Here is a 14,159-nt window from a genome sequence, read left to right on the forward strand (position 1 = left end):
CCCCGGACGGGGACAAGGTGGAGCGCCTCACCAGCCGAACGACCTTGGCCCCGTCCGGGGAGGCTGGTAGCCCTCGTGGTGCCCGGCGAGGGGATCCGCGGCGGCATCTCTGAGGAGGGCCGGGGTCTGGGGCGGAGCCCCAGCTATGGTCTTGCGATGAACGCCGTGAACGTGGTCGAGAAGTTCGGGGCGGATGGCTTCCTCGAACGGTCATGGGTCCTGCCAGCAGAAGTTGTCGTGCCGCTCAGGGCTCATGTCAGCATGACCGAAGAGGGCTGGATCATGTACGAGTGGCCGGTGACGGCGGAGATAGCAGCCATCGTTCAGCCCTGGGTCGATGAGACGATCGACGTTGCGTCCGGCGCGTGGAACATCGGTTCCGAACAGGCTCCCGACTAGCTCAACATCCGCTGCCGTTCCTGGTGTGGCCGGCCGGCCCGGCCGATGCCGGCCGGAGGTCGCCAGCAGGCCGGGGCCGGGCCGGCGCGGCCCGCTTGCGGGCCGCCTTGATCCTAAAGAGGCCAATTCGGCAGTGTCGAGTGGCCTACCCGTGTCGTGTCCCGGCTGATGCTTTACACCTGCGTCCCACCAGACGCTTGGCATGATCGACGCTTCGTTGTTCAGCGTCGACCGATCGGCTAACCAGTCCTGCAATCGCCGGCTCGTAGGGTCACGAGCATGATCGGCAAGGTTTCCGCTGCCACGGTGCGCCACCGGCACGTTGTCTTGACGCTTGGTCTGCTGGTGGCGGGCGTGAACGCTGCGGCTATGGGTTTCGTGCCTACCTTGGGGCAGCGGCTGTTCTTCCCGCTGCTCTTCCTCACCTTGGCGGTCCTGGCCCTGGCGATCATCACCATGGGGATCCGTCCGGCCTACTTCGTGGTGCAGCCGCAGATTCCGGCCTTCGCCACACCCGCGCCGGCATGGAAGGTGTTCATTGCCCTGGGCTTCCTCGGACCCGCATCGGCCAGCATCGGCGCATTGGTGCGCTCGACCAGGCAGGGCATTGCGTCGGCGTTCGACGTGGTACCCAGCGTCCCTTGGGTCGTGCTGGTCGCGCTGCTGGTGGTTGAGGCATGGCGGGGTCACGGGGTGCAGTTCCATCCTCACGGGGTACGGCAGAACTCAGCTCTCGGCTCGCTCACTGTGCCGTGGGAGGCCCTACTGTCCGCTCAGATCCCCCCGGGCACCGATCGCCCCTCGTGGCTCCGGATGACGTTCGCGGAACCCCAGTTGGTTAGGCGGCGTGGCATTCCATGGAGCCGGAAGGCTCTGCGCACGGACAACATCGACGCCGGATTCCTCACCGCTGCGATCCGGCACTACGTCTGTCACCCCGAACACCGGGCCGCGATCGGCAGCAAGGCCGAGTACGAAAGGCTTCTCGCCGAGTTGCCCGAGCGGGACGGCTGAAAGAGCGGACAACAAACCTAGGCCAAACGTCAAGCATGTCCTGGGACGGATCCGTCAAGCATGTGGTGGGACTAGACACGAGTGGCCTACCCGCCGCCGAGGTTCCGGATCTCTTCGTAGAGGTCGTCTGCGGCGCTGGATCCTCGGTACGGGTCGCGGCGGAGCATCGCGGCGAAGCGGCCGAGCCGCTTCTTGATCCAGGAGATTTGGCGGTCTGCTGGTAGGTCGAGGATCGGCCGAATCGCAGCGGTGGCCGAGTCGAGGTCGCCGATTTGGAGGTAAGCGGTGCCCTGGTAGACGTGGGCTAGCGCCTCGTCGTCGAGGGACCGGCTGGCCGGCGGCTCGTGCTCCCACAGTGCGATTGCTACGCCGGCCTCACGGGCAGCTCGTTCGGCGTCGGCTCCCCCGGCTAGCCAGATCAGGCTGCTTCCGGCGTAGTAGTGCTGCTTGGCGACGGAGAAGCCGAACAACCCTTCCACGGAGTCGGTGGTGGCGAGGTGTTCGCGCTCGCTCTGGGCAAGGTCCAAGGCTCGGTTGGCTCCGGTCGAGTCGCCCAGGTTGGCGTGGCACTGGGCGACGCCGCAGAGCAGACGGATCTGGCCGGTGCCTCGTGTCTTGTATTGCAGTCCGTCGTGCACGTAGTCCAGGGCCTGCCGCCCCTCGGGCACCGGGTCCTGCGGGCAATCTCGGAACGCATCCAGTGGCGCGCCCAGCTCGACGCCGCCAGACGCGATCAGGCACCACCCGATGTTTCGGCAGTGGGCTCGGCTCAGTCGGTAGAGCAGGAAGGGGAGGAAGGATGAGCGAGCGTAAGAGCGTTCGCCCGGCTGAGGCCGCCGTGCTGCTGGGCGTGTGCCGGGACACCGTGTACGTGCTGATGCGGTCGGGTCGGCTGCGGTCAAGGCGGGTCGTGCCCGGCTCATTCCGCTGTCCGCGATCGATGAGTTCCTTTCGGCAACTGAGGAGTTCGCGGCATGACCGGCCGGCGTCGTCGGGCGCATGGTGAGGGCTCGGTGTACGAGCAGCGGCCGGGAGTCTGGGCGGCGGTGATCGACCTGGGCTGGGTCGACGGGAAGCGGAAGCAGAAGTACGTCTACGCCAAGAGCGAGGCTGAGGCGGTTCGGAAGCGCGACGAGCTGCGTCGGCAACTCCAGCTCGGCGTCGACCTCACGGCGCAGCCTCGGACGGTGGAAGCCTGGCTGGCCGAGTGGCTGCGGGATGTGAAGGCGCACGACGGGACCCGGCCCTCCACCCTGGCTCGCTACCGCCTGGCGGTAAGCAAGCACCTGGTGCCGGGGCTGGGTCGGGTGAAGCTCGATCGGCTGACGCCTCGGGATGTGCAGCGGTTCCTGACCGGGCTTCGGGGCAAGCTGGCACCGGCCAGCATCATCAAGGTGCACGCGGTCCTGCGCGTCGCCCTGGCCGACGCTGAGCGGATGGACCTGGTGCCGCGCAACGTCGCCAAGGCGGCCAAGCCGCCGGCTCTCGGCCGGTCCGAGCGGCGTGCCCTCACTCCTGAGGAGGCCAAGAGTCTGCTGTCGGCGCTCACGGGTGACCGGCTGGAGGCGCTGTTCGTGCTGGCGCTGGCGACCGGGCTGCGGCGGGCTGAGCTGTTGGGCCTGCGGTGGTCTGATGTCGACCTGCCGGGTCGGGCGCTGTTCGTTCGGCAAACGCTCCAGCGAACTGACAAGGGCCTGGCGTTCGTGCCGCCGAAGACGCACCGGTCCAGTCGGCCGGTGCCGCTGTCCGCGCTGGCCGTTCGGGCGTTGGAGTCGCAGCGGGTGCGCCAGGCGAAGGAACGGCTTGCCGCCGGCGAGGTGTGGTCGGATCTGGACCTGGTGTTCGCCAGCACGATCGGCACGCCAATGGAGCCGCGGAACGTCAACCGGCGCTTCGAGCAGCTCCGCGCGGCGGCCGGCCTCGACTGCTGCACCTGCACGACCTGCGGCACGCGTTCGCCACGTTCCTCCTCGACCAGGGCGAGGAGCTGCGGACGGTGATGGAGCTGCTCGGGCACTCCACGATCCGGATGACGGCCGACACCTACGGGCACGTCCTGCCGGCGCGGGCTCGTCAGGCTGCCTCGGCCATCGATCGCGTGCTAGGCGAGGAGGGGACGGCGTGACCGCTTGGCTGTACGGATTGCTGTATTCGGTACCGAGATCAGCCGGTGTTTGTGCTGGTGGAGCCCAGGGGACTCGAACCCCTAACCCCTGCCTTGCAAAGGCAGTGCTCTGCCAGTTGAGCTAGGGCCCCGGGGGCGGTCGACGCCGCCTGGTGCTGGCAGGAGAGAGAGACGCGCTCAGCGCAGGTCAGGCGCCGTGGTCGCCTCGTGCCACAGCGCGCGCTCGTCGTTGGAGGCCTTGATCTTCTTGGCCACCACGGCCGCCACACCGACGACACCGACCAGGATCAGCAGCTTCTTGAACATTGGGGCGACCCCTCACGCTCGACAGTGCCGTCGGACGATCTCTGGTGGGGCTAGCTGGAATCGAACCAGCGACCTCAGAGTTATCAGCTCTGCGCTCTAACCGACTGAGCTATAGCCCCGCGTAGCGACGAGCAAGGTTAACCCATCCGCCGGGCCGCCCCCAAATCGGGGTGGGCCTGGCCGCGTGGCCTCGCCGCCCCTGAACCTACCCGAGCCCCGGGCGGCCCGCCCACCGACTTTCCGGGAGGCCGCCCGCAAGACGCCGCATCCTGCGGTGTCCGGGGCGCGGGATACCGCAGGATGCCGCAACCGGAGTGGATCAAGCACCGGGGTCGGACGACGGATCGCCGGGAGCCGCACGTGGCGACACCCGGCGTCCGGTCGTCTCAGTCGCGCTCGGCGAGCGTCAGCTCGATGCCGCCCACCAGGTCGGCGCACACGTTGTAGATGAACGCACCGAGCGTGGCCAGCGCCGTGAACAGCACGACGTTCACCAGGCCGATCAGCGCCGAACTCAGGATCACACCCCGGGCGGTGATCTGGAACCCGCCGGTGCTCTGGCCGCCGCCGGCGCTGACCAGGTCAGTCAGGCTGTCGTTGACGCTGGCGAACACGCCCATCGCGTCCAGCGCCAGGTACAGCACCGAGGTCGCGACCACCACGACGATGAAGAGCACCACCGACACCGCGAAGGCGAACTTCATCACCGACCACGGGTCGATCCGCCTCAGGTTCAGCCGTGCCCGGCGCGGTCCGCGGGAGGCGGCCGACGTCACCGAGGTACGCGCAGCGCGTACCGCCTCACCCACGCGCGCGGCGCCCACGGCCGCCGCACCGCTGATGCCCGGCGGAAGGCCCCCGCCCTGCGGACGGCCAGCCGGACGGGCGTCCGTCTGCGGCCGGGCCGTCCCGGACACCCGCGGCTGCGTGCCGGTGTTGCCGGTGACCAGGGGCTGCGTGCCGGTCGCGCCAGCCGTGGTGGACGTGCCGGTTGTCGTGGCGCGCCCGGCACCGACGGCGATCGGCTGGGTCGTCGCCGGCCGCGCCGCGGTCGACGTGGCGGTGCCGCCGGCGCTGGGGGCGTCGACCTTCGTGGCCTCGGCCGGCTTCTCCGGCTTGTCCGTGGCCTCCGGCTCCTCGGCGGGCTTGTCCGGCGGCGGAACCATCCCGGGAGCCCTCGTGAACTTCGGGGCAGGCGCGTCGGCGGGGACGGTCGCCCGACCCACGGCCGCGCGGCCGGTCGCTGGTGCGCCGCTCTTCGCGGCCTCCTCGTCGACCGGGTTGGCCGAGGTCCCCGCGTTCCCCGACTTCGCCTGTGTCTCCGTCATTCAACTAGTCCTGTTCGTCAGGCTCGTCGGCATTGCGAGCAATCGCCACGATAGTCACGCCATCCGGGAGGTCCATCAGCTTGACCCCCATTGTGTTCCGATCACGCGTACGGCGTACAGGCTTCACCGGAGTCCGGATGACCCCACCGTTGCTGGTGATCGCGAACAGCTCGTCGTCCGGGTCGATCACGACAGCGCCGACCAGACCACCGCGTCGCTCGGTGATCTTCGCAGTCAGCACGCCCTTACCTCCCCGGCCCTGCACCGGGTATTCCTCGATCGGGGTGCGTTTCGCATACCCCCCGTTCGTGGCCACCAGGACATCCATGCCCTCCCGGACGACCTCCATGGCGAGCAGCACGTCGTCCTCGCTGAACCGCATCCCGATCACACCCGACGTCGCCCGGCCCATCGGCCGCAGCGCCTCGTCCGAAGCGTTGAAGCGGATCGCCTGCGCGTTCTTGGATACCAGCAGCAGATCCTCGGTGCGGGCGACGAGCGCGGCCCCGACCAACTCGTCCTCATCGCGCAGGTTGATCGCGATGATGCCGCCGGACCGAGGGGAGTCGAACTCCTCGAGCTTCGTCTTCTTCACCAGGCCGTTCTTCGTGGCCAGTACCAGGTAGGGCGCCACCTGGTAGTTCGGAATCTCGATGATCTGCGCGATCTGCTCGTCGGGTTGGAAGGCGAGCAGGTTGGCCACGTGCTGGCCCTTGGCCACCCTACTGGCTTCCGGAAGCTCGTACGCCTTGGCCCGGTAGACACGCCCCTTGTTGGTGAAGAACAGGATCCAGTCGTGCGTCGAGCACACGAAGAAGTGGCTGACGATGTCGTCCTGACGCAGCGACGCACCGCTGACACCCTTGCCGCCCCGCCGCTGCGAGCGGTACGCGTCGACCTTCGTGCGCTTCGCGTACCCGGTCCGGGTGATCGTGACCACCACGTCCTCGCGGGCGATGAGGTCCTCCATCGAGACCTCGCCGTCGAACGGGATGATCTGCGTACGCCGTTCGTCGCCCCACTTCGCGACGATCTCCCCCAGCTCCTCCGAGACGATCCTCCGCTGCCGCTCCGGCTTCGCGAGGATGTCCTTGAGGTCGGCGATCTCCAGCTCCAGCTTGGCCAGGTCGTCGAGGATCCGCTGCCGCTCCAGGGCGGCCAGCCGGCGCAGCTGCATGTCGAGGATCGCGGTCGCCTGGACCTCGTCGATGTCCAGCAGCTGGATCAGGCCCTGCCGGGCGTCGTCGACCGTCGGCGAGCGCCGGATCAGGGCGATCACCTCGTCGAGCGCGTCCAGCGCCTTCGCCAGACCGCGCAGGATGTGCGCCCGCTCCTCCGCCTTGCGCAGCCGGAACGCCGTCCGCCGGCGGATGACCTCGATCTGGTGCTCGACGTAGTAGCGGATGAACTGAGCCAGGTTGAGTGTGCGCGGCACCCCGTCGACCAGCGCCAGCATGTTCGCGCCGAAGGTCTCCTGGAGCTGGGTGTGCTTGTAGAGGTTGTTCAGCACGACCTTCGCGACCGCGTCCCGCTTGAGGACGAGCACGATTCGCATGCCCGTACGCCCGGAGGACTCGTCCCGGATGTCGGCGATCCCGCCGAGCTTGCCCTCCTTGATCAGCTCGGCGATCCGCTCGGCGAGGTTGTCCGGGTTCACCTGGTACGGCAGTTCGCTGACCACCAGCGCCGGCCGGCCCCGCTTGTCCTCCTCGACCTCCACCACCGCGCGCATCCGGATCGAACCCCGCCCGGTGCGGTACGCGTCCTGGATGCCGGCCTGGCCGACGATCAGGCCGTGGGTCGGGAAGTCCGGGCCCTTGACGATCTCCAGCAGCGCTTCGAGGGTGGTGGCCTCGTCGGCCTCCGGGTTCTCCAGGCACCACTGGACGGCTGCGCCGATCTCCCGCAGGTTGTGCGGCGGGATCTTGGTCGCCATGCCGACCGCGATGCCCTCGGAGCCGTTGATCAGCAGGTTCGGGATCCGCGACGGCAGGATCGTCGGTTCCTTGGCCCGGCCGTCGTAGTTGTCCTGCAGGTCGACGGTGTCCTCGTCGATGTCCCGCAGCATCTCCATGGCGAGCGGGTCGAGCTTGCACTCGGTGTTGTGACTGACGAAGCCGTCGGAGACGAAGGAGTGGTCCTCGGTGTCCACCCGGATGCTGTAGACCGGCTGCACTCCCGCGTCGGCGACGCCGGTCACCTCGGCGTAGTAGAAGCGGCCGTCGACGAGCGGCTCGACCACCTCGAGCACCTCGGCGTTCGTGATCCGCGTCGCGATCTCGTCCCGGTCCCGCTCCCAGCGCTCGACCCGGTCGACGTTGTGCCGGCGCAGCCAGTCCCGCTCGGTCCAGCGGCTCGCGCCGTGCTCCCGGATGAAGTCGCCGACCAGCGGCACGAAGTCACCGGACAGCGCCCTGCTGCTCACCGGCACCGCCGCCAGCTCCGCTTCGAGCTTGGCCTGCTTGCGGCCGAGGAAGCCGACGTGAGCGGCGAAGATCCGCGCGTCCCGCCGGTTGGTGACGACGACCTTGATCTCACCGTCGTCGTACCGGCACTGCCGGCTGACCACGCCGAACTCCAGCAGGAGCTGCTGCACCTCACGGGCCAGCCGCTCACTGCGGGTGGAGTACGAGATCTGGATGGTGTGACGCGGCAGCAACGAGGACGACCCGTCGCCCTCGAACAGCGCCTGGAGGAACGCGCGCTTGACCGCGGCCGGGCCGCGCCAGACGAACTCCGGCACGAACTTGCCGGCGCTGCGCACGCCCACCAACTCGCCGAGGATGCTGTCCCGCAGTGCCGTGACGTCCTGCACGTCCACCTCGTGCAGCGTGCTGCCCGAGGCGATCACACGCTCGCTGACGTACCGGGGGCCGCCGACCGCGAGGTCGTAGGCGGCCAGCACCCGGATGAAGAAGTCGCGGTCGACGTTGTTGAAGCCGGCCCGCCCCTCGGACACCCAGCCCTCGCTCACGAAGGCGCCCGCGAAGACGGCTGCCTCGACATGCTCCAGCATCGGGTAGCCGATCTCGTCCGGCACGCTGCGCTGGAGGACCACCCGGTCACCGGGGGCGATCTCGGCGAGCAGCTTCCACAGCAGGGTCGGCACGCCGGCCACGTCCACCAGGCAGAGCACCGGGTGGTTGTGGGTGCCGGTCAGTTCGTACCCCTCGCGGGTGCGCAGCCGCAGCGTCGGGTGCTCGCCGGAGTGGAAGAACTTCGACGCGCGGACCAGGTCGCCGTTGCGGTCCCGGACCTTGAGGTCGATGTCGGTCTCGCTGCTCGGCGTCGCGTCGGCCACGAGGTCGCCGATCCGCACGCTGCCCTCAGCGGTACGAATTCGGGCATATCCTGTGAGGCAATAACGCATCGCCGCAGCCGGGTCGTTTCCGGGCGAGCCGAAGTTGCCGTTGCCGTCGACCAGCGGGTAGCGCAGCGACCACGGCTGTGCCATCCGGACCAGCGCGTCGTAGATCGCCGAGTCGCCGTGCGGGTGGAACTGACCCATCACGTCACCGACGACGCGGGAGCACTTCACGTAGCCGCGGTCCGGCCGATACCCCGAGTCGAACATCGCGTACAGGATCTTGCGGTGGACCGGCTTGAGCCCGTCCCGGACGTCCGGCAGCGCGCGCCCGACGATCACGCTCATCGCGTAGTCGAGGTAGGAGCGCTGCATCTCGACCTCGAGCCCGACCGGCTCGATGCGGTCGTGCGCGACGACGGCACCGACGGTCTCGGGGACCTCGGGCTTGTTCGGTGTGGACTCGGGGGTATCGGTCACTTGTTAACCCTTATCAGACTCAGAGTCGTTTTCCTGCTGTGGATAACGGCTGTGGAAACCGGCCAGGCTGTGGATAACTCTGTGGACCCGTAGGCCCGGCCGGTGGATGGCCGGCCGGGTCGAAGCGGGCGTCAGATGTCCAGGAACCGCACGTCCTTGGCGTTTCGCTGGATGAACGAGCGGCGCGCCTCGACGTCCTCACCCATCAGCACGCTGAACAACTCGTCGGCGGTTGCCGCGTCGTCGAGCGTGACCTGACGCAGCGTACGCGTGGCCGGGTTCATCGTGGTCTCCCACAGCTCGGGATAGTTCATCTCGCCGAGACCCTTGAACCGCTGGATGTCGTCCGGCTTGGCGTTGGGCTTCTTCTGCTGGCGCAGGGCGATCAGCCCGTCGCGCTCCCGGTCGGAGTACGCGTACTGGGCGTCGTCGCCCTTCTTGTTCCACTTGATCTTGTAGAGCGGCGGTGCGGCCAGGTAGACGTGGCCCAACTCGACCAGCGGCCGCATGAAGCGGAACAGCAGGGTGAGCAGCAGCGTCTGGATGTGCTGACCGTCGACGTCGGCGTCGGCCATCAGCACGATCTTGTGGTAGCGCAGCTTCTCGATGTCGAAGTCGTCGTGGATGCCCGTGCCGAGCGCGGTGATCAGCGCCTGGACCTCGTTGTTCTTGAGGACCCGGTCGATGCGGGCCTTCTCGACGTTGAGGATCTTGCCGCGGATCGGCAGGATCGCCTGCGTACGCGGGTCGCGCCCCTGCTTGGCCGAGCCGCCGGCGGAGTCGCCCTCGACGATGAAGACCTCGGACTCGCGCGGGTCGGTGGACTGGCAGTCGGCCAGCTTGCCCGGCATCGAGCCGGACTCCAGCAGCGACTTGCGCCGGGCCAGCTTGCGGGCCTGCTGTGCGGCGATGCGGGCGCGGGCGGCCTGCGACGCCTTCTGGATGATGATCTTCGCCTCGGCCGGGTTGCGGTCCAGCCAGTCGACCAGCCACTCGTTGCAGACGCGCTGGACGAAGCTCTTGACCGGGGTGTTGCCGAGCTTGGTCTTGGTCTGGCCCTCGAACTGCGGGTTGGCCAGCTTCACCGAGATGATCGCGGCCAGGCCCTCGCGGATGTCCTCGCCGGAGAGCTTCTCGTCGCCCTTGAGCAGCTTCTTGTCGGTGCCGTAGCGGTTGACGACGCTGGTCAGCGCGGCCCGGAAGCCCTCCTCGTGGGTGCCGCCCTCGTGGGTGTTGATCGTGTTGGCGAAGGTGTAGACCGACTCGCCGTACGACTCGTTCCACTGCATGGCGATCTCGACCGACATGCCCTCCTCCTCGGCGCCGAACTCGACCACCGTCTTGTGGATCGGGTTCTTGGAGGCGTTGAGGTGCCGGACGAAGTCGGCGATGCCGCCCTTGTAGCAGAAGGTGACCTCGCGCTGCTTGCCCTCCTCGCCCTCCGCGACCCGCTCGTCGAGGAGGTGGATGGTGAGGCCGCGGTTGAGGAAGGCCATCTCCTGGAGGCGCCGGTAGATGGTCTGGAAGTCGAACTCGACGGTCTCGAAGACCGTCGGGTCGGGCCAGAAGGCGACCGCCGAGCCGGTGGCGTTGGTGGGCTCGCCCTTCTCCAGCGTGGTGGGCTTGGAGTTGGTGTACGACTGCCGCCAGAAGTAGCCGTCCTTCTGGATCTCCACGGCCATCCGGGTGGAGAGGGCGTTCACGACGGAGACGCCGACGCCGTGCAGACCGCCGGAGACGGCGTACGCCTTGCCGTCGAACTTGCCGCCGGCGTGCAGCACGGTCAGGGCGACCTCGACGCCCGGCTTCTTGAGCTTCGGGTGGAGGTCGACCGGGAAGCCGCGGCCGTTGTCGGTGACCCGGACCCCGCCGTCGGCGAGCAGCACCACGTCGATGGTGTCGCAGTGCCCGGCCAGCGCCTCGTCCACCGCGTTGTCGACGACCTCCCACACCAGGTGGTGGAGACCGCGTTCACCGGTGGAACCGATGTACATACCGGGGCGCTTCCGGACCGCCTCCAGCCCTTCGAGGACGGTGATCGACTCGGCGCCGTACTCCTGCTTGTCCTGCGCTGCCACCCTCGGCCACTTTCTCGCGCCGTTGCGCGCGCCGGGTGGCGCGCCGGACGCGGGGTTCGGCGGACAGGACGCGACGTCGGCACGCGGACCGGCGCGCCGGGGACTCATCCGGGCTGCGGGTCGAACGCGCCGGTCGCCGCGGTTGCCCGCGGATCGCGATCGGCTCGACCCGACGTGGGACGATGATCGCGGGCCCGCACCGGCCCCGTGTCTCGTCGCTCCGCACCGGGTCTTCGTCTCAGCGTCAATCTTACTGTGCGCGAGCGACAGAACCACCACTCGGCACCCCTGCGGGGCGTCTCAGACCTCCATAGCGGCCCGAACGTCGCCATCCGCGACTCCCCCTACACGCGTGACCCTGATCGACGGCCCGCACCGGCCGTCCGGCGGTCCCGCGCCCGGCGTGTCCCAACGCCGCGACGAACGGTGGCTTGATCTTTGGGGGCGGGAACCGGACGATCGACCCGTTCGAACGGACACGGTCTTGAGAGGTGACGCCAGATGGGGCTGGACAACGTCGCGGTGCACTGGCCGCGGACCGGCCGCTTCTACGACCCGGTCGCACCGGCCGAGTTCGTCGACTTCGGCGAAATCGTGGACATGCCACGCATCTCGGCGCCAACCGCGGCGCTCGCCGAGTTGATCGCGAAGACCGGCACGGTGCGGGCGACCGCTTACACCGAGCTGGTCGACCTGATCCTCGGGCTGGAGAATGTGCTGTACGCCACAGAGAACTCGGCCGAGGACGAGGATCCGGTGATCGACCCGGACGGCTGCTCGTGGATCGCCGACGGGGTGGAGAAGTTTGTGGCCCGCCACCGCCCGGTCGGCGAGGCGGTCACCTTCGAGTCGGTCAGCGAGGTGCTGCGCTCACTGCTGGGCGACGGACGCCTGGCCGAGCAGCAGCTGCGCTGGCTGGACAGCCGGCTCGACCGGCTGCGGGACGAGAACGGCGACCCGCCGCAGTGGACCTTCACGTGCGCCGAGCTGAGCGTGCTCGCCGCGTTCTACCGCCGCTGCGCCGACCGGGGGTTCGCGGTCTACGCCGACGCCTGAGGCTCGACGACCGCGGGCGGGATCTGCTCCGCGGTCGTCGAGCCCGCCGGGCGGGAGGCCCGGCGCGGCAACTGACCGTCAGCCGTACGTGTCCCGGGGTCCTCGGCCCCGCACCCGGCGCGGGCCGCGCGACCAGGACGGCGCGGCCGGCCCGTGGATGTGCAGCCTGCGTACCACGTTGTGGCCGACCTCACGGGCGATCTGCTGGAGCAGCGAGCCCGCGAGCAGCCGAAGCTGGGTCGCCCATGCCGTGGACCGGGCCTCGACGGTCAGCTCGCCGTCCTCCAGCTTCACCGGCCGGCTGTGCTGGGCGACCTCCGGCCCGACCACCCGCTCCCAGGCCCCGAAGACGGTTGCCTCGGCCGCCGGCTGCTGCCAGCCCCGGGCCTTCACCAGCCGATCCAGGACCACGCCGAGCGGCTGCGGGTCGCGCGGGTCCGGCCCGGGCCCGGAGTAGCCGCGCAGCCGCCGCTCGCCGCTGCCGTCACCGCCGCCACCCGGGGTGCGTCGCCGGGTCTTCGCCGCCGCTTCCCGGCGGGCCTTCGCCGCGTCGAGCACCGCCCGCGCGAGCTGCGGCCCGGCCGCCCCGGGCGGCAGCTTCCCGGCCTCGCCGGAGCCGGTGCCCCCGGTCGCGCCTGCGGGGTCCGTCGCCGGTGCGCCCTTCCGACCGGATCCGGCCGTGCGGTCCCCTCCGGCGGGCCGTGCGTCCGCGCCCTGCGGCGCGTCACCACCGGCCGGCCGGTCCGGGTCCGGTCCCGGCCGGGGACCGGGGCGGTCGCCGTCGGACGTCGTCCGGCCGACCGCCGCGCCGGTCGCGCCCCGGCGGCCCGCGCGGCCGCCCCGGCCGCCGGCTCCCGAGGGAGTACGCGCACCGTCCGCCCCGGCCGGGGCCGTGTGTCCCGGCACCGGGCCGGTGGTGCCCGGCTGCGGATCATCCGACACGGTGCACCGTCCCCTCGCCGACGGCGTACCGGGCGCCGCGCAGTCGCGCCGGCACGTCGTCGTCCACCGCGCAGGTGACCAGCAGCTGGCTGGCACCGCCGACCAGGTCGGCCAGGCGTTCTCGCCGGCCGGTGTCGAGCTCCGCGAAGACGTCGTCGAGCACCAGCACCGGCTCGATGCCGTCGGCTCGCAGCAGGTCGTACCCGGCCAGCCGGAGCGCCAGCGCGTACGACCAGGACTCCCCGTGGCTGGCGTACCCCTTGGCGGGCAGCAGGCCGAGCGTCAGCGCGAGGTCGTCGCGGTGCGGGCCGACCAGGGTGGTGCCCCGTTCGATCTCGGCGGACCGGGCCTCGGCGAGCGCGGTGGTCAGCGCCGCCGCGAGGGTGGCGCGGTCGGTGGTCGGTTCGGCGAGCTCCACCGACGGCCGGTACGCGATGCCCGCGGCGCCCTTGCCGGCGGCCACCGCGTCGTACGCCTTGGTGACGTGCGGGGTGAGCGCGCCGACCAGCTCGAGGCGGCCGGCGAGCAGCTCGGCGCCGTGCTGCGCGAGGTGCGTGTCCCAGACCGCGAGGGTCGACAGGTCCCCGCCGCGGGAGCCGCCCGTCTTGCGGGCGAGGTACGCGGTGCGCAGCAGGGCGTTGCGTTGCTTGACCACCCGGTCGTAGTCGGCACGCACCCCCGCGTACCGGGGCTGGCGGAGCACCAGCAGGTCGTCGAGGTACCGGCGGCGTTCGGCCGGGTCGCCCCGGACGAGTTCCAGGTCCTCAGGAGCGAACAGCACCAGGCGCAGGGCGCCGAGCACGTCCCGGGCGCGGCGGGCCGGGGACCGGCCGAGCCGGGCGCGGTTGGCCCTGCCGGGGACGATCTCCAACTCGACCAGCAGCTCGCGCCCCTCGTGCACCACGGCGCAGCGGATGACCGCCGAGGTGGCGCCCATCCGAACGAGGGGGGCGTCCGTGGCGACCCGGTGCGAATCCAGGGTCGCCACGTAGCCCAGCGCCTCGACGAGGTTGGTCTTGCCGACGCCGTTGGGGCCGACGAGGACGTTCGCCCCCGGTTCGAGGTCGACGCCGACCCGCTCGTACGAGCGGAAGTCGACCAGTTCGATCCGGCGGACGTACACGGGC

The 14,159-nt window shown here is 70.0% G+C and carries 11 protein-coding genes, 2 tRNA genes and 1 pseudogene; 5 read left to right on the forward strand and 9 right to left on the reverse strand.

Annotated elements, in window-relative coordinates; genetic code table 11:
• Positions 1 to 156 precede the first annotated feature (156 nt).
• Together AB0873_RS10070 and AB0873_RS10075 are read left to right on the forward strand one after the other, a co-directional pair.
• The gene (locus AB0873_RS10070; RefSeq protein ID WP_366599341.1) at positions 157 to 399 is read left to right on the forward strand and encodes a hypothetical protein; all 243 of its coding nucleotides are present in this window, start codon (positions 157 to 159) and stop codon (positions 397 to 399) included.
• A 279-nt stretch (positions 400 to 678) separates the two neighbouring features.
• A complete protein-coding gene (locus AB0873_RS10075; protein WP_366599342.1) occupies positions 679 to 1,413 on the forward strand; it encodes a hypothetical protein in 735 nt (244 codons plus the stop codon).
• Between the two features lie 86 nt (positions 1,414 to 1,499).
• Here the strand turns inward: AB0873_RS10075 and AB0873_RS10080 are convergent, their stop codons facing one another.
• The gene (locus tag AB0873_RS10080) at positions 1,500 to 2,081 is read right to left on the reverse strand and encodes a hypothetical protein (protein ID WP_366599343.1); all 582 of its coding nucleotides are present in this window, start codon (positions 2,079 to 2,081) and stop codon (positions 1,500 to 1,502) included.
• A gap of 209 nt (positions 2,082 to 2,290) precedes the next feature.
• Here AB0873_RS10080 and AB0873_RS10085 point away from each other — a divergent pair, with 209 nt between their 5' ends.
• Both AB0873_RS10085 and AB0873_RS10090 read left to right on the forward strand, forming a co-directional pair.
• Positions 2,291 to 2,419: a hypothetical protein gene (locus tag AB0873_RS10085; RefSeq protein ID WP_366599526.1), complete on the forward strand. Its 129-nt coding sequence runs from the start codon at positions 2,291 to 2,293 to the stop codon at positions 2,417 to 2,419.
• Positions 2,388 to 3,538 (forward strand): annotated as a pseudogene (locus AB0873_RS10090) (site-specific integrase). Before AB0873_RS10085 ends, AB0873_RS10090 begins: the two are co-directional and overlap by 32 nt.
• A gap of 55 nt (positions 3,539 to 3,593) precedes the next feature.
• Here the strand turns inward: AB0873_RS10090 and AB0873_RS10095 are convergent.
• From AB0873_RS10095 to gyrB, 6 genes are all read right to left on the reverse strand, one after another.
• Positions 3,594 to 3,669, reverse strand: a tRNA-Ala gene (locus AB0873_RS10095).
• 46 nt (positions 3,670 to 3,715) lie between these two features.
• Entirely contained in the window at positions 3,716 to 3,844 is a 129-nt protein-coding gene (locus AB0873_RS10100; RefSeq protein ID WP_208862918.1) for a DLW-39 family protein, read from the reverse strand.
• A 42-nt stretch (positions 3,845 to 3,886) separates the two neighbouring features.
• Positions 3,887 to 3,963, reverse strand: a tRNA-Ile gene (locus AB0873_RS10105).
• Between the two features lie 267 nt (positions 3,964 to 4,230).
• Positions 4,231 to 5,172, reverse strand: a complete 942-nt coding sequence (locus tag AB0873_RS10110) for a DUF3566 domain-containing protein (RefSeq protein ID WP_366599344.1) — start codon at positions 5,170 to 5,172, stop codon at positions 4,231 to 4,233.
• A 4-nt stretch (positions 5,173 to 5,176) separates the two neighbouring features.
• The gene (gyrA, locus tag AB0873_RS10115) at positions 5,177 to 8,956 is read right to left on the reverse strand and encodes an intein-containing DNA gyrase subunit A (RefSeq protein WP_366599345.1); all 3,780 of its coding nucleotides are present in this window, start codon (positions 8,954 to 8,956) and stop codon (positions 5,177 to 5,179) included.
• Between the two features lie 131 nt (positions 8,957 to 9,087).
• Positions 9,088 to 11,034, reverse strand: a complete 1,947-nt coding sequence (gyrB, locus tag AB0873_RS10120) for a DNA topoisomerase (ATP-hydrolyzing) subunit B (protein ID WP_366599346.1) — start codon at positions 11,032 to 11,034, stop codon at positions 9,088 to 9,090.
• Between the two features lie 501 nt (positions 11,035 to 11,535).
• Between gyrB and AB0873_RS10125 the strand changes: the two genes are divergently transcribed.
• Positions 11,536 to 12,090, forward strand: coding sequence for a hypothetical protein (locus AB0873_RS10125; protein WP_155329594.1), 555 nt, complete (start codon positions 11,536 to 11,538; stop codon positions 12,088 to 12,090).
• A 78-nt stretch (positions 12,091 to 12,168) separates the two neighbouring features.
• On the opposite strand, the gene AB0873_RS10130 is transcribed toward AB0873_RS10125, so the two are convergent.
• Positions 12,169 to 12,687 carry a DciA family protein gene (locus AB0873_RS10130; RefSeq protein WP_155333979.1) on the reverse strand — a complete coding sequence of 173 codons (519 nt, stop codon included), beginning with the start codon at positions 12,685 to 12,687 and terminating at the stop codon, positions 12,169 to 12,171.
• Positions 12,688 to 13,021: 334 nt separating this feature from the next.
• Entirely contained in the window at positions 13,022 to 14,155 is a 1,134-nt protein-coding gene (gene recF / locus AB0873_RS10135) for a DNA replication/repair protein RecF (protein WP_366599347.1), read from the reverse strand.
• Positions 14,156 to 14,159: the final 4 nt, after the last annotated feature.

It is taken from the genome of Micromonospora sp. NPDC047707, assembly GCF_040704235.1.
Taxonomy (GTDB): Bacteria; Actinomycetota; Actinomycetes; order Mycobacteriales; family Micromonosporaceae; genus Micromonospora.